This window comes from Allobosea lupini, assembly GCF_900109525.1.
GTDB classification, from domain to species: domain Bacteria; phylum Pseudomonadota; class Alphaproteobacteria; order Rhizobiales; family Beijerinckiaceae; genus Allobosea; species Allobosea lupini.
The window spans coordinates 603,347-625,286 of the sequence record NZ_FOAN01000003.1; the positions used below are offsets into that span (position 1 = coordinate 603,347).

Annotated in this window: 21 protein-coding genes; 6 read left to right on the forward strand and 15 right to left on the reverse strand. The window is 65.4% G+C overall.

From position 1 onward, the window contains the following. Positions 1 to 25: 25 nt before the first annotated feature. The 6 genes from BMZ21_RS12205 to BMZ21_RS12230 form a co-directional block, all read right to left on the reverse strand. A complete protein-coding gene (locus tag BMZ21_RS12205; protein WP_425285433.1) occupies positions 26 to 1,204 on the reverse strand; it encodes an ABC transporter permease in 1,179 nt (392 codons plus the stop codon). A gap of 1 nt (position 1,205) precedes the next feature. Beyond that, positions 1,206 to 2,297, reverse strand: a complete 1,092-nt coding sequence (locus tag BMZ21_RS12210; protein ID WP_091833998.1) for a microcin C ABC transporter permease YejB — start codon at positions 2,295 to 2,297, stop codon at positions 1,206 to 1,208. 76 nt (positions 2,298 to 2,373) lie between these two features. Then, positions 2,374 to 2,739 carry a HepT-like ribonuclease domain-containing protein gene (locus tag BMZ21_RS12215; RefSeq protein ID WP_091834001.1) on the reverse strand — a complete coding sequence of 122 codons (366 nt, stop codon included), beginning with the start codon at positions 2,737 to 2,739 and terminating at the stop codon, positions 2,374 to 2,376. Further along, a complete protein-coding gene (locus BMZ21_RS12220; RefSeq protein WP_091834004.1) occupies positions 2,736 to 3,026 on the reverse strand; it encodes a nucleotidyltransferase family protein in 291 nt (96 codons plus the stop codon). Before BMZ21_RS12220 ends, BMZ21_RS12215 begins: the two co-directional genes overlap by 4 nt. Positions 3,027 to 3,075: 49 nt before the next feature. Then, on the reverse strand, positions 3,076 to 4,944 hold the full coding sequence (locus BMZ21_RS12225; protein ID WP_091834007.1) for an extracellular solute-binding protein: 1,869 nt from the start codon (positions 4,942 to 4,944) through the stop codon (positions 3,076 to 3,078). A gap of 167 nt (positions 4,945 to 5,111) precedes the next feature. Continuing rightward, a complete protein-coding gene (locus tag BMZ21_RS12230) occupies positions 5,112 to 5,657 on the reverse strand; it encodes a c-type cytochrome (protein ID WP_091834010.1) in 546 nt (181 codons plus the stop codon). Between the two features lie 173 nt (positions 5,658 to 5,830). Here BMZ21_RS12230 and BMZ21_RS12235 point away from each other — a divergent pair, with 173 nt between their 5' ends. Together BMZ21_RS12235 and BMZ21_RS12240 are read left to right on the forward strand one after the other, a co-directional pair. After that, positions 5,831 to 6,568, forward strand: coding sequence for a 3-deoxy-manno-octulosonate cytidylyltransferase (locus BMZ21_RS12235; protein WP_091834013.1), 738 nt, complete (start codon positions 5,831 to 5,833; stop codon positions 6,566 to 6,568). 16 nt (positions 6,569 to 6,584) lie between these two features. Next, on the forward strand, positions 6,585 to 7,439 hold the full coding sequence (locus tag BMZ21_RS12240) for a prephenate dehydratase (RefSeq protein WP_091834017.1): 855 nt from the start codon (positions 6,585 to 6,587) through the stop codon (positions 7,437 to 7,439). A gap of 153 nt (positions 7,440 to 7,592) precedes the next feature. Here the strand turns inward: BMZ21_RS12240 and nudC are convergent, their stop codons facing one another. The 6 genes from nudC to BMZ21_RS12270 form a co-directional block, all read right to left on the reverse strand. Then, positions 7,593 to 8,549: an NAD(+) diphosphatase gene (nudC, locus tag BMZ21_RS12245; protein ID WP_091834021.1), complete on the reverse strand. Its 957-nt coding sequence runs from the start codon at positions 8,547 to 8,549 to the stop codon at positions 7,593 to 7,595. Between the two features lie 82 nt (positions 8,550 to 8,631). Next, positions 8,632 to 9,573, reverse strand: coding sequence for a 3-hydroxyisobutyrate dehydrogenase (mmsB, locus tag BMZ21_RS12250; protein WP_143079695.1), 942 nt, complete (start codon positions 9,571 to 9,573; stop codon positions 8,632 to 8,634). A gap of 58 nt (positions 9,574 to 9,631) precedes the next feature. Continuing rightward, positions 9,632 to 10,786, reverse strand: a complete 1,155-nt coding sequence (locus BMZ21_RS12255; RefSeq protein WP_208862264.1) for an isobutyryl-CoA dehydrogenase — start codon at positions 10,784 to 10,786, stop codon at positions 9,632 to 9,634. After that, entirely contained in the window at positions 10,783 to 11,202 is a 420-nt protein-coding gene (locus BMZ21_RS12260) for a type II toxin-antitoxin system VapC family toxin (protein ID WP_091834028.1), read from the reverse strand. The genes BMZ21_RS12255 and BMZ21_RS12260 overlap by 4 nt, the downstream gene beginning before the upstream one ends. Next, on the reverse strand, positions 11,189 to 11,437 hold the full coding sequence (locus tag BMZ21_RS12265) for a FitA-like ribbon-helix-helix domain-containing protein (protein ID WP_091834031.1): 249 nt from the start codon (positions 11,435 to 11,437) through the stop codon (positions 11,189 to 11,191). Before BMZ21_RS12265 ends, BMZ21_RS12260 begins: the two co-directional genes overlap by 14 nt. A gap of 49 nt (positions 11,438 to 11,486) precedes the next feature. Further along, positions 11,487 to 12,983, reverse strand: a complete 1,497-nt coding sequence (locus tag BMZ21_RS12270) for a CoA-acylating methylmalonate-semialdehyde dehydrogenase (RefSeq protein WP_091834034.1) — start codon at positions 12,981 to 12,983, stop codon at positions 11,487 to 11,489. A 121-nt stretch (positions 12,984 to 13,104) separates the two neighbouring features. On the opposite strand from BMZ21_RS12270, the gene BMZ21_RS12275 reads away from it, so the two are divergent. Then, positions 13,105 to 14,043, forward strand: a complete 939-nt coding sequence (locus BMZ21_RS12275) for a LysR family transcriptional regulator (RefSeq protein WP_091834038.1) — start codon at positions 13,105 to 13,107, stop codon at positions 14,041 to 14,043. A gap of 10 nt (positions 14,044 to 14,053) precedes the next feature. Here BMZ21_RS12275 and BMZ21_RS12280 read toward each other — a convergent pair whose 3' ends face one another. The 3 genes from BMZ21_RS12280 to BMZ21_RS12290 form a co-directional block, all read right to left on the reverse strand. Next, complete coding sequence (locus tag BMZ21_RS12280) at positions 14,054 to 15,358, reverse strand: diguanylate cyclase (RefSeq protein WP_091834043.1); 1,305 nt, start codon at positions 15,356 to 15,358, stop codon at positions 14,054 to 14,056. Positions 15,359 to 15,542: 184 nt separating this feature from the next. Continuing rightward, on the reverse strand, positions 15,543 to 17,288 hold the full coding sequence (locus BMZ21_RS12285) for an ABC transporter permease (protein WP_091834046.1): 1,746 nt from the start codon (positions 17,286 to 17,288) through the stop codon (positions 15,543 to 15,545). 33 nt (positions 17,289 to 17,321) lie between these two features. Beyond that, the gene (locus BMZ21_RS12290; protein WP_091834049.1) at positions 17,322 to 18,308 is read right to left on the reverse strand and encodes an ABC transporter substrate-binding protein; all 987 of its coding nucleotides are present in this window, start codon (positions 18,306 to 18,308) and stop codon (positions 17,322 to 17,324) included. 310 nt (positions 18,309 to 18,618) lie between these two features. On the opposite strand from BMZ21_RS12290, the gene BMZ21_RS12295 reads away from it, so the two are divergent. The 3 genes from BMZ21_RS12295 (at position 18,619) to BMZ21_RS12305 (ending at position 21,820) form a co-directional block, all read left to right on the forward strand. Further along, positions 18,619 to 19,989, forward strand: a complete 1,371-nt coding sequence (locus BMZ21_RS12295) for an ABC transporter substrate-binding protein (protein ID WP_425285439.1) — start codon at positions 18,619 to 18,621, stop codon at positions 19,987 to 19,989. A 107-nt stretch (positions 19,990 to 20,096) separates the two neighbouring features. Beyond that, entirely contained in the window at positions 20,097 to 20,984 is an 888-nt protein-coding gene (locus tag BMZ21_RS12300) for a carbohydrate ABC transporter permease (protein WP_091834056.1), read from the forward strand. Continuing rightward, entirely contained in the window at positions 20,984 to 21,820 is an 837-nt protein-coding gene (locus BMZ21_RS12305; RefSeq protein ID WP_244543815.1) for a carbohydrate ABC transporter permease, read from the forward strand. Before BMZ21_RS12300 ends, BMZ21_RS12305 begins: the two co-directional genes overlap by 1 nt. The last annotated feature ends 120 nt before the right edge of the window (positions 21,821 to 21,940 follow it).

Genomic DNA, 21,940 nt, shown 5'->3' on the forward strand with positions numbered 1-21,940 from the left:
CCTTGCGGCGATCATAGCACGGTGCTCACGCGAAGGTCTTCCTCGGGTCGAAGGCGTCGCGGACGGCTTCGCCGATGAAGATCAGCAGCGATAGCATCAGCGCGATCACGACGAAGCCGGACAGGCCGAGCCAGGGCGCCTGCAGGTTCGCCTTTCCCTGCGCCAGCAATTCGCCGAGCGAGGGCGAGCCCGGCGGCAGGCCGAAGCCGAGGAAGTCGAGCGAGGTCAGCGTCGTGATCGAGCCGTTGAGGATGAAGGGCAGGAAGGTCAGCGTCGCCACCATGGCGTTGGGCAGGAGATGCTTGACCATGATCGCACTGTTGGAGAGGCCGAGCGCGCGCGCCGCGCGGACATATTCGAAGTTGCGCGCCCGCAGGAATTCGGCACGGACCACGCCGACCAGCGCCACCCATGAAAACAATAACAGGATGCCCAGGAGGACGAAGAAGCTTGGCGTGATGATCGCCGCGACGATGATCAGGAGATAGAGCGCCGGGATCGAAGTCCAGATCTCGATGACGCGCTGGAAGATCAGGTCGGTCCAGCCGCCGAAATAGCCCTGGATCGCGCCGGCGGCGATGCCGATCACCGATGAGATCGAGGCCAGGATCAGCCCGAACAGCACAGAGATCCGGAAGCCGTAGATCAGTCGGGCGACGACGTCACGGCCCTGGTCGTCGGTGCCGAGCCAGTTCCATTCGAGCTCGCGGCAGGTCATGCCGCCGGTTCGCTCGGCGATCGGGCGGCACTGCTCGTCCTTGAGCAGCCAAGTCGGCGGGGCAGGGGCCGGCACCGGCAGGTCGAGGTTGTGCGTGCGGTAGGAATAGCGGATCAGCGGCCATAAGGCCCAGCCATTCGCTGCGATTTCTCTGGCGATGGTCGGGTCGCGGTAGTCGGTGGTGGCGAGGAAGCCGCCGAATTTCTCCTCGGGATAGTTCACCGCGACCGGAAACAGCGTCTCGCCCTTGTAGCGTACGATCAGCGGCCGGTCGTTGGCGATGAACTCGGCGAAGAGCGAGAGCACGAACAGCGTCAGGAAGATCCAGAACGACCACCAGCCGCGCTTGTTGGCCTTGAAGCTCTCGAGGCGACGTCGGTTGATCGGCGAGAGCTTGAGCCAGCCCTGCTTTGTCTGCGGGGGGGCAGCGACAGGCGCGGCGGAGCGCAGGGCCGGTGGCGGGGCGTCGAGGAGGGTATCGCTCACTTCACGCCTCCCGCGATTCGAAGTCGATGCGCGGGTCGACCCAGGCATAGGTCAAATCGGTGATCAGGTGCACGATGAGGCCGATCAGCGAGAAGATGTAGAGATTGGCGAAGACGACCGGATAGTCGCGGTTGACGATCGCCTCGAAGGACAGGAGCCCGAGCCCGTCGAGCGAGAAGATCGTCTCGATCAAGAGCGACCCTGCGAACAGCGCATGCACGAAGGCCCCGGGAAAGCCTGCGATTACGATCAGCATGGCGTTGCGGAAGACATGGCCATAGAGCACGCCGCGCTCCGACAAGCCCTTCATCCGCGCCGTCAGCACGTACTGCTTCCGGATCTCGTCGAGGAAGGAGTTCTTGGTCAGCAATGTCGAGGTCGCGAAGGCGCCCAGCGCCATCGCCAGCACCGGCAGGGCGATGTGCCAGAAATAATCGCCGATCTTGCCGATCAGGCTGAGCTGGGCCCAGTTCTCCGAGGTCAGGCCGCGCAAGGGGAATATCTGCCAGAACGAGCCACCGGCAAAGAGCACGATCAGCAGGATCGCGAAGAGAAAGCCCGGTATGGCGTAGCCGACGATGACGACGGCGCTCGTCCAGGTGTCGAAGCGCGAGCCGTCCTTGACTGCCTTGCGGATGCCGAGCGGAATCGAGATCGCATAGGAGAGCAGGGTCATCCACAGGCCGAGCGTGATCGAGACCGGCAGCTTCTCCTTGATCAATTGCAGCACCGGCGCATCGCGGAAATAGCTGCGGCCGAAATCGAAGGTGGCATAGTCCTTCAGCATCTTGAAGAAGCGCTCATGCGCCGGCTTGTCGAAGCCGAACTGCTTTTCCAGCTCCTTGATGAAGGCGGGATCCAGCCCCTGCGCACCGCGATAGGCCGAGCCCGAATCCATCGACTGCGCGCCGGCATCGCCGCCGGAGCCGCCGCCGACGCGCTCGGCCGCGCCGCTATTGGGATTGTTGAGCTGCGAGATGATCCGCTCGACCGGCCCGCCCGGAGCGAACTGCACGATGACGAAGGAGATCAGCAGGATGCCGAACAGGGTCGGCACCATCAGCGCCAGACGCCGGGCGATATAGTTCAGCATGAGCGGCAGATGCTGGAGAGAAGGGTGGAAAATTGCAACATGGAACGGGACGAGTGCGGTTGCCGCCTGGTGACGATCATGGCTTCTCCTCGGCGGCTGCAATGATCTCCGGCAAGCGAGCGACGAGTTGAGGCAGAGCGGTTCGCGCCGTTTCCCAGACGATGCCTAGATTGATGTCGAAGTAGCCATGCGCGATCCGGTTGCGCATCCCCTTCATGCTTTTCCACGGCACATCGGCATAGTTGTCGAGAAAATCGGCATGGGTTTGCAGCAGCTTAGTTGCGGCTTCGCCGATGATCACGAGGTTGAGAACAACAGCCTGCTGAGTGCGTTCGTCGGCCAGAAAGTCGGCCCTCTCCATGCCATCGATATAAACGCCCGACTTGCGCGCTGCATCGAACATATGTCGCAAATAGTCAGCCAGCCTCTGATGGCGATTCATACCGGCCGCGCCTCGGCCAGTACGTGATTGCGGAAACTGGGCGGCAGGTCTTCGGCGGTCAGGACGTCGACGTTGACGCCGAGAAGTTCCTCCAGCGCGACCTGCAGACCGCCGATATCGAACAGCGTCGCGCCCGGCAAGGGGTCGATCAGGATATCCAGGTCGCTGCCTTGTCGATCCGTGCCGTGCAGGACGGAGCCGAAGACGCGAGGATTGCTGGCCCGGAAACGGCTCATCGCCTCGCGCACCGCGTCGCGATTGAGAGCAAGGGCGGTCGATGGCTTCATGGCAGCTTCTTACCCGCTTCGGCGTCCAAACGTCTCGCCCTGCAATCAATTACGCCTTCCCGATCCGCTTGGCCTTTTCCGCATCGTACCACCAGGTGCCCGGCGCGCCGGAACCGAATTTCGGCTTGGTCTGCGGGCGCTCGTACATGTCCCAATAGGCCAGCCACTCGCTGGCATTCCACCACATCGGGATCCAGTAGCGCCCGGCCCGCAGCAGCCGGTCGAGGCATTTGGCGGCGACCACCACCTCGGCATAGCTCTTGGCCTGGCCGACCTTGTCGATCATCGCGTCGATCGCCGGATCGGCGATCCCGCCGACATTACGCGAGCCGCGCGTCCTGGCTGCTTCCGAGCCGTAGATCACGCGCATCGTGTCGCTCGGGATGGCGCTGCCGCTCATCGCCCGGCTGATCATGTCGAAGTCGAACTCGTCGAGTCGGCGCTGGTACTGGGCGCCATCGACGATGCGCGAGGTCGCGTTGATGCCGAGCCGCTTGAGATTGGCCTGGAAGGGCTGGGTGTGCGGTTGCAGCGAGGGGGTCGAATCGAGGAACTCGATCTCGAAGGGCTGGCCGTTCGGCAGCTTCATGACATTGCCGTCGCGCTTGCAGCCGGCGGCACGCAGCATCTCGTCGGCCCGGCGCAGCAAGGCGCGGTCGCTGCCGGAGCCATCCGAGACCGGCGGCAGGAAGGGCTCGCCGAAGACCTCGTCCGGGACCTTGCCGCGGAACGGCTCGAGCAGCGCGAGCTCTTCCGGCGAGGGCTTGCCGACCGCCTTCGAATCCGAGTTCTCGAAATAGGATGTCGCCCGCGAGAAGGACGAGAACATGATGTTCTTGTTGGTCCACTCGAAGTCGAAGGCGAGGCCGAGTGCCTCGCGGATGCGCGGGTCAGCGAACTTCTCGCGGCGCAGATTGTAGATCCAGCCCTGCGAGCCGATCGGTTCGGTCTTCGGCAGGGCCTCTTTCTTGACCTTGCCTTCGTGGATGGCCGGGAAGTCGTATCCCGTCGCCCAGATCCGCGAGGTGAACTCCTCCTGGAAGGTGATCACCCCGCTCTTGAAGGCTTCGAAGGCGACCTGCCGGTCGCGGAAATACTCCCAGCGGACACGGTCGAAATTGTTCTGCCCGACATTCACCGGCAGATCCTTGGCCCAGTAATCCGGCACGCGGTCGAACTCGATGAAGCGGCCCTGCTCGAACTTTCCGACCTTGTAGGCGCCCGAGCCGAGCGGCGGCTCCAGTGTCGAGGCCTCGAAATTGCGGGTCGACCAGTATTTCTCCGAGAAGACCGGCAGGCCGGCGACGACGAGATGCAGATCGCGGCTGCGCTTCGCCGAGAGCTTCACCACGAGAATGTCGTCGCTCTCGGCGACTGCCGATTCCATCTCGCCAAGGATCAGCCGGTAGGTCGGATGGCCCTTGCTCTTCAACAGGTTGAACGAGAAGGCGGCGTCGCCGGCGGTGACCCGCGAGCCGTCATGGAACTTCGCCTCCGGCCGCAGGCGGAAGCGGTAGGTCAGCTTGTCCTGCGAGACCGAGACGCTCCTCGCGATCAGGCCGTAGAGCGAGCCGGGTTCGTCGCCCGAGCCGGCCATCAGGCTGTCGAAGCAGGCATCCATGCCGGCCGCGCCGTCGCCCTGCAGCACATAGGTGTTGAGCGTGTTGAAGGTGTCGAAGCTCTGATTGCCGCCGGCACGCTTGATCTGGATGGTGATCGAACCGCCCTTCGGCGCTTTCGGATTCACATAGGCGAAATGCGGGAAGTCCGGCGGCAGTGCCAGCTCGCCGAAGGTCGAGAGGCCATGGACCTCGTTCTCCTGCGCCAGCGCCGCCGTGAGCGAGACCGGCAGCGTGGCCGCGCCTGCGATGGCACCGCCGGCTTCGAGCAGCCTGCGGCGGGTGATCCGGATCGCCATGCGATACCCCTTGCGATTCGTCGTCCGATTATGTCGTTACGCCGAGCTAACGCCAGCGCTGCGCGCATTTCCGGTCATGGTGACGGCAATTGCATGGCGCCGACAAGCAAAAGCCGGGCTTTCGGCCCGGCTCATGACGTCACATCGGCGCGAGGCGCGCTATCAAATCAGGGCTTCGGCAGCGGCTTCGGCGAATCGGCGAGGCTGTTGAGATAGGCGACCACGTCGGCGCGGGCCTCGGGGCGGGCGATGCCGGCAAAGGCCATCGCGGTGCCGGGGACGTAGGCCTTCGGGTTCTTCAGGAAGTGGTCGAGCGCGTCGGCGTCCCAGCTCTTGTCGCCGCGGGCCTTCATCGCCGCGGAATAACCGAAGCCGGCGACCGAACCCTCGGCGCGGCCATAAACGTCATAGAGATGCGGGCCGACCTTGTTGGCGCCGCCCTTCTCGAAGGTGTGGCAGGCCTTGCAGGCGCCGACGGCCTTCTCGCCCTTGGCCACGTCCGCCTTGGCGAGGCGCACCGCGATCGGCTCTTCGACTGCCGCTGCAGCGCCCGCGCCGCCAGCTGCCGCCGCCGGCTCGAGGCTAGGCAGGTCATAGCCAGGGACAACCGGCTTCTTCGGGGCGAAGACGATGCCGGCGCCCATGTTCAGGGCCATAACGACGAGCAGGGTCGACAAACCCGCGCCAGCGATCTTGTTCAGTTCGATATTCATCGTCTCTCACAACCCCCGGCCCGCCCGTCGGCGAAGCAAGACAGCGCTGCGGCCGGACCCTTGCGGGAACCGGCACGTCTGCGCTGCTTAACCGCTTTGCGCGCTGCATTGCAACTCGTATAAGCACGCTCCGCTTTGAGACCTTTTGCCGCCCCCGCGAGCTTCCACAGCCAATGCCCAACCCGCTGATCCTGATCCCGGCCCGCATGCAGGCGACGCGCCTGCCGGGCAAGCCGCTGGCCGACATCCTGGGCGAGCCGATGATCGTCCGCGTCTGGCGCCGTGCCATCGAGGCTGGTGTCGGCGATGTCGTGGTCGCGACCGATGACGAGCGCATCCTCGCGGCGATCGAGCAGGCCGGCGGCCGGGCGGTGATGACCAGCCCCGCGCACCAGACCGGCTCCGACCGGATCAAGGAAGCCGCCGACATCGTCGATCCGAAAGGCGAGCACGACATCATCGTCAACGTCCAGGGCGACTTCCCGACGTTGGCGCCGGCTGCAATCGCGGCTGCGGTCGAGCCGCTCGCCGATCCGGCCGTCGACATCGCGACGCTGGCCGGCGAGATCACCGAGGACGAGGAGAAGACCGCGCCGAGCGTGGTCAAGCTGATCGGCAGCGAGGTTTCGCCCGGCCGGATGCGGGCGCTCTACTTTACCCGCGCGACGGCCCCTTATGGCGATGGCCCGCTCTATCACCATGTCGGCCTCTACGCCTATCGCCGCCGCGCGCTCGACCGCTTCGTCTCGCTGCCGCAATCACCGCTGGAGCTGCGCGAGAAGCTCGAGCAGCTGCGGGCGCTAGAGGACGGCATGCGCATCGACGCGATGATCATCGATCACGTCCCGCGCGGCGTCGATACGCCCCCCGATCTGGATCGCGCCCGCGCGTTCCTGACATCCAAAGCCTGAGCCTGAAAGTCCTAGAATGTCAGTCGTCGTTTCCTATCAGGGTGAGCCCGGAGCCTTCTCCTCGCAGGCCGCCCTCCAGGTCTTTCCGGATTGCGAGCTCTTGCCCTGCCGGACCTTCGAGGACGCGCTCGCCGCGGTCTCGGACGGCGCCGCCCGCTACGGCATGATCCCGATCGACAATTCGATCGCGGGCCGCGTTGCCGACATCCATCATCTGCTGCCGCGCTCTGGGCTCCACATCATCGGCGAGCACTTCCTGCCGATCCGCTTCCATCTGATGGCGGTCGAGGGTGCGACGCTGGCGACGCTGAAGACGGTGCAGAGCCACATCCACGCGCTCGGCCAGTGCCGCAAGATCATCCGCAAGCTCGGACTCAAGGCCGAGGTCGCGGCCGACACTGCCGGCTCGGCCCGGCAGGTCGCCGAGGCCGGCGATCCGACGCGGGCCGCGATCGCGCCGCACATCGCCGCCGAGGTCTACGGGCTCAACATCCTGATGGAGGACATCGAGGACGAGAAGCACAACACCACGCGCTTCGTCGTACTCTCGAAATATCCGGAATTCGCCCGCCAGGGTTCTGGCAAGACGGTGACCACGCTGATCTTCCAGGTCCGCAACCTGCCGGCGGCGCTCTACAAGGCGCTTGGCGGCTTCGCCACCAATGGCGTCAACATGACCAAGCTCGAGAGCTACATGGTCGATGGCCATTTTTCGGCGACGATGTTCTACAGCGACGTCGAGGGGCATCCCGACGACCCGGCGCTGCGTCGCGCGCTCGACGAGCTCGCCTTCTTCTCGAAGGAGCTGAAGATTTTGGGCGTCTATCCCGCGCACGAATTCCGCGACAGCTTCCCCGAGCCGGGGGAGTAAGGCGCACCTTCTCCCCTCTGGGGAGAAGGTGCCGGCAGGCGGATGAGGGCGGTACGACCGGGTGAGACGAAGGCAGGTTGAGCCTATTCTTCCCTCATCCGTCTCGGCTTCGCCGAGCCACCTTCTCCCCCGAGGGGAGAAGGATTCCGAGCGCTACGGCTCCTCGCCGTCGACCGCCCACGCCTTCAGGATGGTGTTGGCGATCGCCATATGCGGCGGGCAGAACAGATTGTCGGGGTGCTTGCCCTCCAGCATCTGCAGTGCCTCCGCCCGGCTGAACCAGCGGCCGGCTTCGAGCTCGGTGCCATCCAGCACGATGTCGTCGTTCAGCGCTTCGGCGATGCAGCCGATCATCAATGAGCCGGGGAAAGGCCAGGGCTGCGAGGCAATGTAGCGAACCGTGCCGGTGCGCAGGCCGGCTTCCTCCCAGGTCTCGCGCCTGACCGCGTCCTCGAAGGTCTCGCCCGGCTCGACGAAGCCGGCGATGCAGGAATACATGCCGGGCGCGAAACGAGACTGGCGGGCCAGCAGGCAGTTGTCGCCGCGCACCGCCAGCATGATCACGACCGGGTCGGTGCGCGGGAAATGCTGGGCGCCGCAAGCCTCGCATTGCCGTTTCCAGCCGGCCGAGCCGAGCTTGGTCGGCGCGCCGCACTGGGCGCAGCAGCGATGGCGGGCATGCCAGTCGAGCAGGGCCTTGGCCTCGCCGAGCGGGCCAAGCTCATCCTTCGGCACCAGCCGCTTTAGCGCGACGCTGCGCAGATCAGTGACGACGAGTACGGCCTGCTCGCGCAGGCCATCGAGCAGTTCGCGGTCGATCAGCCGGCCGAAGCGCGGCGCCCCGTCCGGATCGAGCCCGAGGAAGACCTCTTCCTGCGCCGGGCCCAGGCCATCGGCACCGCTCTCGTCGAACCAGACGGTCTGCGTCTCGGCACCCGTCCGCAATAGGATCGGCGTCTCGCCGGCAACGACGGCGAAACGCGTGTCGCTGCGTTCTCGCAAGGCGGCGACCTCGTCCGGCCGGTCGCGCAGATCGGCGCGGCGGTCGAGCGGGCTGGTGGCGAAGCCGGTCTGGGCTGAGCGTTCTTTGCGGCGGGAGGCGTCGTTCATGCCTCCCGTCCTACTCCGCTTTCGGTCCGACCGGAACGGGGTCGAACGCAGAATTATACGTATGCGAACGTTCGCGGGCTGCTCAGCTGTTTCCGCGCCCACGCAGCAGATGGATGATGCCGGAGAAGTCGGTGCCGCCTTCGCCCCAGGCATTGTGCAGGCCGTAGACCTGCGCGGCCGCCGAGCCCAGCGGCGTCGAGGCGCCGGCGGCCTGCGCCGCCTCCTGGGCGAGCTTCAGATCCTTCAGCATCAGCGCCGAGGCGAAGCCGGGCTTGTAGTCGTTGTTGGCCGGGGAGGTCGGCACCGGGCCGGGCACCGGGCAATAGGTCGTCAGCGACCAGCACTGGCCGGACGAGGTCGAGGCGACGTCGAACAGCGCCTGATGCGACAGGCCGAGCTTCTCGGCCAGCACGAAGGCCTCGGAGACGCCGATCATCGAGATGCCGAGGATCATGTTGTTGCAGATCTTCGCCGCCTGGCCGTTGCCGGCGTCGCCGCAATGCACGACCTTCTTGCCCATCGCGGACAGGATCGGCTCGCCGCGCTTGAAGGCATCGGCACTGCCGCCGACCATGAAGGTCAACGTCGCGCCCTGGGCGCCGCCAACGCCGCCCGAGACCGGCGCGTCGAGCGAAAGGCAGCCGCGCTCGGCGGCGAGCGCATGCGCCTTGCGGGCGCTCTCGACGTCGATGGTCGAGGAATCGATCAGGAGGGTGCCCGGCTTCACGGCGGGGAGGATGTCGGTCCAGACCCCCAGCACATGCTTGCCGGCCGGCAGCATGGTGACCACGATCTCGGCATCCGCGACCGCCTCCTTGGCCGAACCGGCGATGCCGACGCCGAGCGCCGCGGCGGCGTCCTTGGAAGGCTGCGACAGGTCGAAGGCGGAGACCTTGTGCCCGGCCTTGACCAGGTTGCCGGCCATCGGCCCGCCCATATGGCCGAGCCCGATGAAGGCGATGGTGCTCATGGTCGTATCCTTCCCGCTACCGTTCGCGTCATGCTCGGGCGCAGACCCGAGCATCTCTTTCAGGAGATTCTCGGGTCTGCGCTTCGCTTCGCCCGAGAATGACGTCTGAGTTTCAATTCCCCTTGGCGCGTCCGACCAGCGAGCGCGCCACGATCATCCGCATCACCTCGTTGGTGCCCTCCAGAATCTGGTGGACCCTGAGGTCGCGGACGATCTTCTCGATGCCGTAATCGGCGAGATAGCCGTAGCCGCCATGGATCTGCAGCGCCTGGTTGGCGACCTCGAAGCCGGTGTCGGTCGCGACCCGCTTGGCCATGGCGCAGAGCTTGCTGGCATCCGGCGTCTTCTCGTCGAGCGCTGCCGCAGCACGCCACAGAAAGGTGCGGGCCGCCTCAAGCTCGGTCGCCATGTCGGCGAGCTTGAACTGCAGCGCCTGGAAGTCGGCGATGCGTGCGCCGAAGGCCTTGCGCTCCTGGGCATAGCCGAGGGCCTTGTCGAGCGCGCCCTGCGCCCCGCCGATCGAGCAGGCGCCGATATTGAGCCGGCCGCCGTCGAGGCCGGCCATGGCGATCTTGAAGCCGATGCCTTCCGGGCCGATCCGGTTGGCGACGGGCACGCGGCAGTTCTCGAAGATCACGGCGCGCGTCGGCTGGGCGTTCCAGCCCATCTTCTTCTCGTTGGCGCCGAAGGAGAGGCCGGGCGTGCCCTTCTCGACGACGATGGTCGAGATGCCGGACGGGCCGGCCTCACCGGTGCGGACCATCACGACATAGATGTCGGAGACGCCGGCGCCGGAGATGAACTGCTTCTGGCCGTCGAGGACATAGTGGTCGCCGTCGAGCACGGCCTTGGTCTTCAGCGCGGCGGCGTCCGAGCCGGCGCCCGGCTCGGTCAGGCAGTAGCTCGCCAGATGCTCCATGCTGCAGAGCTTCGGCAGGAACTTGTGGCGCTGCTCTTCCGACCCGTAGCGGTCGATCATCCAGGCGCACATGTTGTGGATCGAGATATAGGCGGCGACTGTCGGGCAGCCGGTCGACAGCGCCTCGAAGATCACCGCCGCGTCGAGGCGCGACAGGCCGGAACCGCCGACATCGTCGCGGATGTAGATGCCGCCCATGCCGAGCGCAGCCGCCTGGCGCATCTCCTCGACCGGGAAATGCTTCTCCTCGTCCCAGCGCACGGCGTGCGGCGCCAGGGTTTCGGCAGCGAAACCCTGGGCCATGTCGCGGATCGCGATCTGGTCTTCGGTGAGGGAGAAAGCGGTCATGGCTTCCAGTCCGCGAGATGGATGATGCGATCCGCGTGGGCGGTCGCCGAGAATTTTCGCAGCATGCGCTCGTCGGCCGTGATCAAGTAGGAATCGATGTGGCGTGCCAGCGCGATATAGAAACAATCATAGGCCGAATGGTCGAATTCCAACGCCATCGTCCACGCTATGTCAGTCAGATCTCCCAGCGGGAAATAACCTGCCATCAGGCGATCGATCGTCGCGACCATTGCTTTGGCCTGCTCTAGGCTCAGCTCGCCTTTGCGACGGTAGACCAGCGCCGTATTTCTAACCTCGGCAATAAACAGATCGGGAGCAACTAACGGCAGATCGGTCGCTGGAAGCGGATAGACCGCTGCGCCAGGTGAGGCGGGAATGAACCAGCGAAGGGCTGCGCTTGCATCAACGACGATCATCGCGCCGGTCACGCTCGTCGCGAATGATGTCTTCGGGTGGGGTCACCATTCGCAACTGGCCGTGCTTCTCATGAAACTCGGCCAGCAAGGCGATCTTTTCGCTGCCAGTCAGCGGCGCAGCCGCGCGCAACGTGTCGCGCGCGAAGGTTTCGAGAGAAACACCGGCCAAGCGAGCCTTGACCTTGAGGCCAGCGATTGTCTCGTCGTCGATGTTGCGGACAAGCATCTGGCCCATAGGCTTCTCCTTATGCTATCATAAATGATAGCACGATTGCTCTTGCCGCTCAACCCATCGTCGGGATGACGAAGCTGGCGCCGTCCTTGATGCCGGACGGCCAGCGCGCCGTCACCGTCTTAGTCTTGGTGTAGAAGCGGATCGAGTCCGGGCCGTGCTGGTTGAGGTCGCCGAAGGAGGAGCGCTTCCAGCCGCCGAAGGTGTAGTAGGCCAGCGGCACCGGAATCGGCACGTTGATGCCGACCATGCCGACCTGGACCTTCGAGGCGAAGTCGCGGGCGGCGTCGCCGTCGCGGGTGTAGATCGCGGTGCCGTTGCCATATTCGTGGTCGTTGGTCAGCTTCAGCGCCTCGTCATAGCTCTCGGTGCGCAGCACGGAGAGGACCGGGCCGAAGATCTCCTCCTTGTAGATGCGCATGTCCTTGGTGACGTTGTCGAACAGGCAGCCGCCGACATAGAAGCCGTTCTCATAGCCCTGCATCTTGAAGTCGCGGCCGTCGACGACGAGCTTGGCGCCTTCCTGGATGCCGATGTCGACATAGGACTTGATCTTCTCCATCGCCGCCTTGGTGACGACCGGGCCGTAATCGGCCGAGGTGTCGGTCGAGGGGCCGATCTTCAGGCTCTCGACGCGGGGAATGAGCCGCTTGACCAGCTCGTCCGCGGTGGCCTTGCCGACCGGGACGGCGACCGAGATTGCCATGCAACGCTCGCCGGCCGAGCCGTAGCCGGCGCCGATCAGCGCGTCGACGGCCTGGTCCATGTCGGCGTCGGGCATGATGATCATGTGGTTCTTGGCGCCGCCGAAGCACTGCACGCGCTTACCATTGGCGCAGCCGCGAGCGTAGATGTACTCGGCGATCGGCGTCGAGCCGACGAAGCCGACGGCCTTGATGTCGTGGTCGTCGAGGATGGCGTCGACCGCCTCCTTGTCGCCGTTGACGACATTGAGGATGCCGGGAGGGCCGCCGGCCTCGATGAACAGCTCGGCGAGGCGCATCGGCACGCCGGGATCGCGCTCGGACGGCTTCAGGATGAAGGCGTTGCCGCAGGCGATGGCGGGGCCGAGCTTCCAGAGCGGGATCATCGCCGGGAAGTTGAACGGGGTGATGCCGGCGACGACGCCGAGCGGCTGGCGCAGCGAGTAGATGTCGATTCCGGGGCCGGCGCCGTCGGTGAACTCGCCCTTCATCAGGTTGGGCACGCCGAGCGAGAACTCGATCACCTCGACGCCGCGCTGGATGTCGCCCTTGGCGTCGGGAATGGTCTTGCCGTGCTCGCGGGCGAGCAGTTCGGCGAGCTCGTCATTGTTCTGCGCGATCAGGTCGAGGAACTTCATCAGCACGCGGGCGCGGCGCTGCGGATTGACCGCCGCCCATTTCGGCTGGGCCTCGGCGGCGTTCTCGACCGCGGTGCGCATCTCGGCGGCGGAGGCGAGCGCGACCTTGCCGATCACCGAGCCGTCCATCGGCTGGTAGACGTCGGCCGTGCGGCCCGAGGTGCCAGCGACGTGCTTGCCGCCGATGAAGTGACCGATCTGACGCATGGCATCCTCCCCTAAAGTCGTGTGACGCTGATTTGAGCTACCCCTATCATTATCGTTTGCGCACGGCTATAGGCGGATATCGGCGGGCGTCGTGCAAAAAAACAGATACGGGAGGAGCGCCATGGAACGGTTCGACTGGGACGACCTGCGTTTCTTCCTTGCCGTCGCCCGCTCGGGCCGGCTCACCGCGGCGGCGCGCCGTCTTGGCGCGGACCACGCCACCGTCTCGCGCCGCATCACCTCGCTGGAGGAATCGCTCAAGGCCAAGCTGTTCGAGCGCCGCCCGCAGGGCTATGCGCTGACCGGCCATGGCGAGCAGTTGCTGGCGAAAGCCGAAAGCATGGAAACCGAGGCGCTGGCGATCCAGAGCGAGATCGGCGGCGCCGACATGGCGCTCTCCGGCACGGTCCGGATCGGCGCGCCCGATGGTTTCGGCTCGACCTTCCTCGCCTCGCGTTTCGCCGGTCTCGCCAAGTCCTATCCCGGGCTGGAGCTGCAGCTCATCGCGATGCCGCGCCTGCTCTCATTGTCGAAGCGCGAGGCGGATGTCGCCATCACGCTGGCCCCCCCTAAGGAGGGCAAGGTCGTCGCCCGCAAGCTCTGCGACTACCGGCTCGGCCTTTACGCCGCGCAGAACTATCTCGACGCCATGCCGAAGATCACGGCAGCCGAGGATCTCTTCGGCCATCGCATCGTCGGCTATATCGACGACCTGATCTTCACGCCTGAGCTCGACTATCTCGACGAGGTCGCCAAGGGCTTGCGGGCCCATATCCAGAGCTCCAGCGTGCTAGCGCAGATGAACGCCGTCGCGGCCGGCGCCGGCATCGGCGTGATCCACCATTTCATGGCGGTCGACGAACCCAGGCTGGTGCCGGTGCTGCCCGAGAGCGTGTCGATCACGCGCTCGTTCTGGCTGCTCGTCCATGCCGACCTCAAGGACGTGGCCCGGGTGCGGGCGGTCGTCGACTTCATCGTGCGCGAGTCGAAGGCGAGCCGCGCCTTGTTGATGGGCGAGCTGGCGGCAGCCGGCGGCGCGCGCCTCGCCGCGGCAAGCTGACGCCGCGTGCTCAGCCCGCGAGGCGCACGCAGTTGCGTCCCTCGCGCTTGGCCGCATAGAGCGCCCGGTCCGCGGCGATCAGCTGCTGGTCGAAATTGCCGGCACCATCGATCTCTGCAACGCCGATCGACGCCGTCAGCGTGACCTGCTGACCGCCCACGGTCAGGGTCTCGTGCGAGACGTCGAGCCGGATGTGGTCGCTGAGCCGCATCGCCGCCTTGGCGTCGACACCAGGGAACAGGATGGCGAATTCCTCGCCGCCGATGCGGGCGAGCAGATGGCCGCTGCCTTCCACCGACTGGGCGAGGCAGCGCGCCACATTGGCGAGCGCCCGGTCGCCGAAATCATGACCGTGGCTGTCGTTCAACTGCTTGAAGTCGTCGATATCGAGGATGGCGACGGCACTCTTGCGCTTCTTCGCCTGCGCCTCCTCGATCAGCCTGCCGGCGTTGGCGAAGAAATGGCGGCGATTGAACAGCCCGGTCAAAGCATCGCGGGAGGCGAGGCTATGGAGTTGCTCGAGCTGTTCGAGCGTCTCGACATTGCTCGCGATCCGGCATTGCAGTTCTTCCGGGATGAAGGGCATCGAGATGAAGTCGTTGGCGCCGGCCTTGAGGAAGCCGACCGAGACCATGCGGTCGCTCGACGAGGAGACGCCGATCAGGCGCAGCCGGTCGGAGGCGAACTCGCGGCGAATGCGCCGCGTCAGCTCGTAACCATCCATATCGGGCATGTAATAGTCGCTGACGACCAGCTTGATGTCGGGATCGTCCTTGAGAAGGGCCAGCGCCTCGTCCCCGGAGGCGACCTCGATCACCTCGTATTGCTGGACCTTCAGCATATGGGCGAGCAGCTTGCGCGTTGCCGAGGTGTCGTCGACGACGAGGATGCGGGTCTGGCGGTTGCCGAGCGCACGCCTGGCGGTCCCGACCACTGTCTCGAGCGTGAAGGCGCTGTCCTTCGGGACGTAATCGATGACGTCGCGCTCCATGATCCGGTTGCGCGTCTCGATGTCGAAGCTGGCGGTGTGGACGATGGTCGGTATTCCGCGCTGGACGGTGAAGTCGATGGCTTCGCCGCGTGGCGCGTCGGGAAGGTTGAGGTCGACCACGGCCAGGGTGAAGGCGGCGCGATCCTCGGTGACGACCTCGTGCAATTCGTTGAGCGACTGGCAAACGACGATGGGCAGCTGAAGCTCGGTCTCGAGGCGGCGCGAGAGCGCCAGCGCGTAGGTCCGTGAATCCTCGACGAGAAGGACCTTGAGCTCCTGAGTGATGGGTTCGCTCTCGCGGCGTCCGGTTGCGCGATAGGCCATTGAGCTCACGAGTCCCTGGTCGATGCCAGCAGGGTTTGCGGCAGGTTTCGAGCTCTGCTTTGCGATGAAAAGGCGAACTCCATGCGGCAGACCTTCCTGCCGCAACGTTAATTTGGGTTTAACCAGCACCCTGTCGCCCGGGGGTGATAGGGGGTGCTTATCGGTGTTGCGGGAGTGCTGCAGTTCAAATCCGCCAGGGCAGGATGTTGGCCGGCAATTTGCGGCCGAGCGCGTCGAGCCCGAGCATGACCGCGAGGATCACCGCGCAGGCGCTGATCGCCACCGCCGCTGCCTCGCCGGCGAGCCCGGCTTCCTTCAGGCTGAACAGCACGACGCCGAGCGTCTCGGTGCCGGAGGACCAGAGCAGGGCCGAGACGGTGAGCTCGTTGAAGGCGACGAGGAAGACCATCAGCCCGCTGACGGCGGCTGCCGGCGCCAGGATCGGGGCGACGATGAAGCGCAGCATCTGCCAGAGCGTGACGCCGTCCAGCTTCGCGGCTTCCTCGTGATGCGCCTCGATCTGCGCCATCGCCGCGACCGGGGCCTTCAGCGCCAGCGGCAGGAAGCGTGCGACATAGGCGAACAGGATGATGAAGGGCGTGGCGTAGATGCTGACGCCGATCAGCGGCAGCGGCTTCAGGAACATCAGGATGCAGGCGATGGCCAGCACGACGCCGGGCAGAGCATAGGGCAGCTCGATCACCACCTCGACCACGCGCCGGAGCTTGCCCATGCGCCGCTCCAGTCCATAGGCGAAGGCGATCGAGAGGAGGGCCAGCAACACTGCGGCCGAGCCTGCAAAGAAGAAGGAGTTGCGGAAGGCGCGCACCGTCACGTCTTGCCGCAGCAGCACCTCGGCGAACTTGTCGAAGGTGAGGTTCTGCCAGGTCAGCGCGACGCCGAGTGCTGGCGTCAGCGCCTCGCCGAGCAGTGCCAGCAGCGGCAGGCCGAGCTTGAGCGCGATCAGCAGCCAGAGACCGGCGGCTACGAAGGGACGCGCGGCTCCCAGCTGCCAGAAGGGTTGCAGCGGCCGTTCGATCTCGACCTTGCCGCCGCCGCGCCGGGTTGCGAGCAGGCCGGCGACGATGCCGAGGCCGGCGACGAGCACGACCAGCAGCGAGAGCGCGGCCGCGTCCGGCAGCCCGGCCGGGCCGAAGCTCGACAGCCGGCGATAGATCAGCGTCGGCAGCGTGAGGTAGTTCACCGGCAGGCCAAGCAAAGCCGGGATGCCGAAATTGCCGATGCCGGCGACGAAGGCGAGCAGGGCCGCGGCCATGATCTGCGGCCGCAGCACCGGCAAAAGAATGCGCGCGACGATGGTGGCGGGCGCCGCCCCCTCCATCTGCGCGGCCTCGACCAGCGTATGTGGCACGCTGCGCAGACCGGTCCAGAGAGTGATGGCGACCAGCGGCGCATGATGCAGGGCCATCACCAGGATGATGCCGCCGCGTCCCAGCAGCGGATTGGGCGTGCCCGGCGCCGGCGCCAGCCCGAGTATGCCCAGCAGGGCCGAGTTCGGCGCGAACAGGCTGAGGAAGGCCAGCGCCGCCACCTGCGGCGCGACCATCATCGAGAAGACCAGCGCGAAGGCGAGCGGGCGCTTGCCGCGGACATCGGTGACGGCGAGCAGGATCGCCGCCATTCCACCGATCAGCAAAGCACCGAGCGCTGAAAGCCCGGCCGTCTCGAAGGTGTGCAGGGTCGCGTTGACCGCGGCGCGGCTGGAGATCTCGGCCAGGGCCGCTTCGGGTGCGAACTGCCAGCCCGGCGCGAAGGCGGCGACGAGCAGCCGCAGGAAGGGCAGGGCGCCGAACAGGGTCGCGCAGAGCAGGACCAGCGCCGGCAGGCCGAGGCCGGCCGGCAACGCGAGGCCGGGCAGGACCGGGCGGATGCCGGTCTGCCTCAGCTCGGCGGGGGCTGCGAGCGTCATCGTGTCGGCGCCTGGGGCTGGATTCCGTCGGGCTCAGCCTTCGAAGATCGCGCTGAAGCGCTTGCGGGCGGCCGGCTCGTCGGCCAGCGCCTTGGCCGCGTCGAAAGGCATCAGCTTGATCGCGCCGCGGGCCGGGTAGCCGGCCGGCAGGGCGACATCCGGATGGGCCGAGACATAGCCCTGCTTCAGCGCCAGCTCCTGGCCGTCCTTGGAGATCAGGAAATCGACCAGAGCCTTGGCGGCCTCGGGATTCTTGCTGCTCTTCAGGATCGCGACCGGCTCGCTCACCGCCGAGACGCCTTCCTTCGGGAAGACGAATTCGACCGGGGCGCCCTTGGCTTTCTCGCGGATCGGCATGAAGTCGACGATCATGCCGTAGAGCTTCTCGCCGGTGGCGACCTGGCGCAGGATGTCGCCATTGGCGCCGGCGGCGAGCGTGCCGTTCTCCTTCAGCTTCTCGTAGAAGCTCCAGCCGCCGGGCAGGTTGCCGGTCAGCGTGATCGTGTGGATCATCGCGGCGCCCGAATTCAGCGGGCTCGGCATGGCGAGCTGGTTCTTGGCCTCCGGCTTGGCGAGGTCGAGCCAGCTCTCCGGCTTCAGCGCCGCCTTGGTGTTGTAGACGATGCCAGTGGTGATCAGCTTGGTCGCGAACCACATCTTCGCGGGGTCGTGCACGCCGGCCGGGAAGGCCGAGACATCGGCCTTGTCATGGGCGAGCAGACGGCCTTCCTTCTTCAGGCCCTCCATGGTCACGGCATCGGCGATCAGCAGCACGTCGGCCTGCGGCGCGCCGGCCTCGATCTCGGCCCGGAGCTTGGCCATCACGCGCGGCGTGCCGTCGCGCACGAAGCTGACCTCGACCTTGGGATACTTCGCCTTGAAGGCGTCGATCGTCTGCTGGGCGTCGGTGTTGGGCTGGCTCGTATAGAGCACGAGCTTGCCTTCGACCGCGCCGGCGGTGTCGACCGCCGGCAGGGCCAGGCCGAGCGCAAGGACGGCGGTGATTGCGAGGGCGCGCATGTGAAACTCCGCAGGTCTGCCGCGCGGCGAGAGCGCGCGAACGTCAGGACATGGATCTTGCGGCGCGGGGTAAGCCGCGCGCATGACATATCAGTGACATCGTCCTCTTTGACGCGGCCGGGCTGCGCCGTCAAAGCAGATTCACGTCGGTGCGGCAGAAGGGAACGAGGACACGTCCGATCGAACATCGCATGAAAATCGTGCAACCCAGCCGCTTGTGAGTTGCATGGCTCATCGACTAGTGTTTATGAGGACTAGGGCACAAAAAGCTCAATCTAAACGTTTTAAATGGGAGGATACCATGAAATTCGTGCGTTCTCTGGCTGCCGGTGCAGCCTTGGCCGCAATCGCCGCCGGCTGGTCCGGAGCGGCCTTTGCCCAGGAGACGGTGACCGTCTGGTTCACCAAGGGCTTCTACAAGGGCGAGGACGACGCGCTGCTCGCCGTCGTAGACAAGTTCCAGAAGGCGACCGGCGTCAAGGTCGATCTCTCCCTTTATGCCACCGAGGACTGCGTCACCAAGTCGGTGGGCGCGGTCCAGGCGGGCACGCCGCCCGATGTCGGCTTCTGCACGACCTACGATTTCCGCACCACCGGGCAGTGGGCCTTCGAGGGCAAGCTCGAGGACGTCACCGACGTGCTGGAGCCGATCAAGGCGCAGATCCAGCCGCAGGCGCTGGCGACGACCTTCCTGATGAACGACAAGACCAAGAAGAAGGCCTACTACGCCTTCCCGGTCCAGCAGCAGATGATGCACATCACCTACTGGAAGGACATGCTGGAAGAGGCCGGCTTCAAGGAAAGCGATATCCCGAAGGGCTGGGATGGTTATTGGGACTTCTGGTGCGACAAGGTCCAGGGCGCGCTGCGCGCCAAGGGCAAGCGCATCTATGCCGTCGGCCATCCGATGGGCGTCGCCGCTTCCGACACCTTCTATTCCTTCCTGACCTTTGCCAACGCCCACAACGCCAAGGTCGTCGACGAGGACGGCAAGATCGTGCTCGACCAGCCGGCCAACAAGGCTGCGATGGTCAAGGCGGTGAAGGATTACGCCAACATCTCCCAGCGCGGCTGCACGCCGCCCTCCTCGGTGAACTGGCTCGACCCCGACAACAACGTTGCCTTCCACAACCGCACGACGGTGCTGACCCACAACGCCACGATCTCGATCGCGGCCAAGCACCTCGACGACATGAACAACCAGGCGCTCACCCAGGAGCAGCGCGACCAGGCCAAGAAGAACTATTACGACAACATCCGCACGGCCGAGTTCCCGAACAAGCCTGACGGCTCGCCGATGACCAACCTCGCCGCGGTCAAGACGGCAGTCGTCTTCGCCGATGGCAAGAACAAGAAGCGCGGCAAGGAATTCATGGCCTTCATGATGAAGGACGAGAACCTGCGTCCCTTCGTCGAGGGCTCGGTTGGCCGCTGGTTCCCGACCACGGTCGAGGCCGCCAAGGCCGAGTTCTGGACGGGTGCGGACCCGCACCGCAAGATCGTCTACAAGCAGTACACGGATGGCACCACGCCGTTCCAGTTCGTCTACAACTACAAGTTCACCACGGTGAACGCCGAGAACGTCTGGGCCAAGGCGGTCAACCGCGTGCTGGTCGACAAGGTCACGCCGGAGCAGGCGGTCGACGAGATGATCGCCCGCATCAAGCAGATCGCCGGCTGACGCCGGCATAAGGCAAGCCGACAAACAGGGCATCCCGCAGCGCAACCTCGCTGCGGGATGCCGACCCGTCTTCGACGGCGGGGCGCGTATCGAGGGAGAACACCAGAATGACCACGGCAGCGATGGCTCCCCCAGCAACCGCTTCGAGCGAAGCAACCTCCGGACAGGCGCGCGACCGCGTGTTCTGGGGCGTGCTCATGCTCGCACCCTATCTTCTCGTCTTCGCTGTGATGGTGGTCTATCCGGTTGCCTACGGCCTCTGGCTCGGCCTCAACTGGCAGTCCTACAAGGCGCTCTTCGCCGATCCGATCTTCATCCGCACGCTGGTCAACACCGTCGTCTTCCTGTTCATCGCGGTGAACCTGAAGTTCATCATCGCGCTGTTCCTCTCGGGCTTCTTCGTCCAGCAGCGTGCATGGGTGCGCTTCATGCTGGTGCTGTTCATCCTGCCCTGGGCGGTGCCTTCGATCCCGACCATCCTGTCCTTCCGGGTGATGCTCAACCCCGAGAACGGCATGATCAACCAGCAGCTTTTCCACTGGTTCGGCATCGTCGAAGGGCCGGGCTGGCTGACCGATCCGACGCTGGCCTTCGCCTCCTCGATCATGGTTCATATCTGGAAGTCGCTGCCGTTCTGGACACTGATCCTCGTCACCGGCCGGCTCGCCATCGCGCAGGATCTCTATGAGGCGGCCAGCGTCGACGGCGCCAACAAATGGCAGCAGTTCCGCTTCATCACCTGGCCCTCGCTGGCGACGCTCTACGTCACCTCGACCCTGCTCTCGATGATCTGGACGCTGGGTGACTTCAACAGCGTCTACCTGCTCACCGGCGGTGGTCCGGGCGACCTCAATCACGTGCTGGCGACGCTCGGCATCCGCTACATGCGCAACAACAATCTCGACCTGGGCATCGCCTCGATCATCTGCGCGATGCCGCTGATCCTGCCCATGGTCTGGTTCATGGTGAAGCGTCTCTCGAAGGGATCCGAATGATGAAAAAGGTTCTCGACGAGGGCAAGCTGATCCTGATCGCCATTCCCGTGCTGATCTGGACGCTGCTGCCGATCTACCATCTCTTCGTGCTGTCGATCTCGACGCAGGAATCGATGCTCGCCGGCAAGCTCTGGCCGGAGAAGCCGACGCTGCAGAACTTCCAGATCGTCTTCAACCAGCAGCACTACTACCTGACGAACTTCTGGCTGCAGCTGTTCAACAGCTTCATGATCGCGATCGCGACCGGGCTGCTCACCCTGTTCATCGCGACCTGCGCCGCCTTCGCCATCTCGCGGCTGAAGGCGCCGGGCGGCCGCTCGATCATGAACTTCGCGCTGGCGACCTATCTGATTCCGGCCGCCTTCCTCGCCATCCCCATGTACAAGGCGATGGGCACGTTCGGGCTGCTCAACACCCGCGTCGCGCTGATCCTGGCCATGGTGGCGCTGGCTTCGCCCTATGCGATCTGGGTGCTGAAGCAGGCCTCCGACAAGCTGCCCAAGGAGCTCGACGAAGCTGCGATCATGGACGGGGCCAACTCGCTGCAGCTCTTCCGGCTGGTCTATCTGCCGCTGATGAAGCCCTCGATGGTGGTGATCGGCATCTACGCGCTGCTGCTCGCCTGGAACGAGTATCTCTACGCCTTCCTGCTGCTCTCCAGCGAAAAGGCGGTGCCGCTCGCGGTCGGCCTCGGGCTCTTCCTCTCGGCCGATGATGCGCCCTGGAACCTCTTGATGACGGCCGGCCTGATCTACGCCATCCCGCCCGCGGTGATCTATTATGGCTTCCGCAAGAACATGGTCACCGGCCTGACCGCGGGTGCGGTGAAGAGCTGACGAAAGCATCGACGAAGCGACCCGGCCGGGGCTGGTGCAGGGCCGGGTTGCTTCGCTTTCGCTCGCAATGACGGTCGGCAGGCGTCATATTGATGGCATGACAGACAGCAACCCATACGG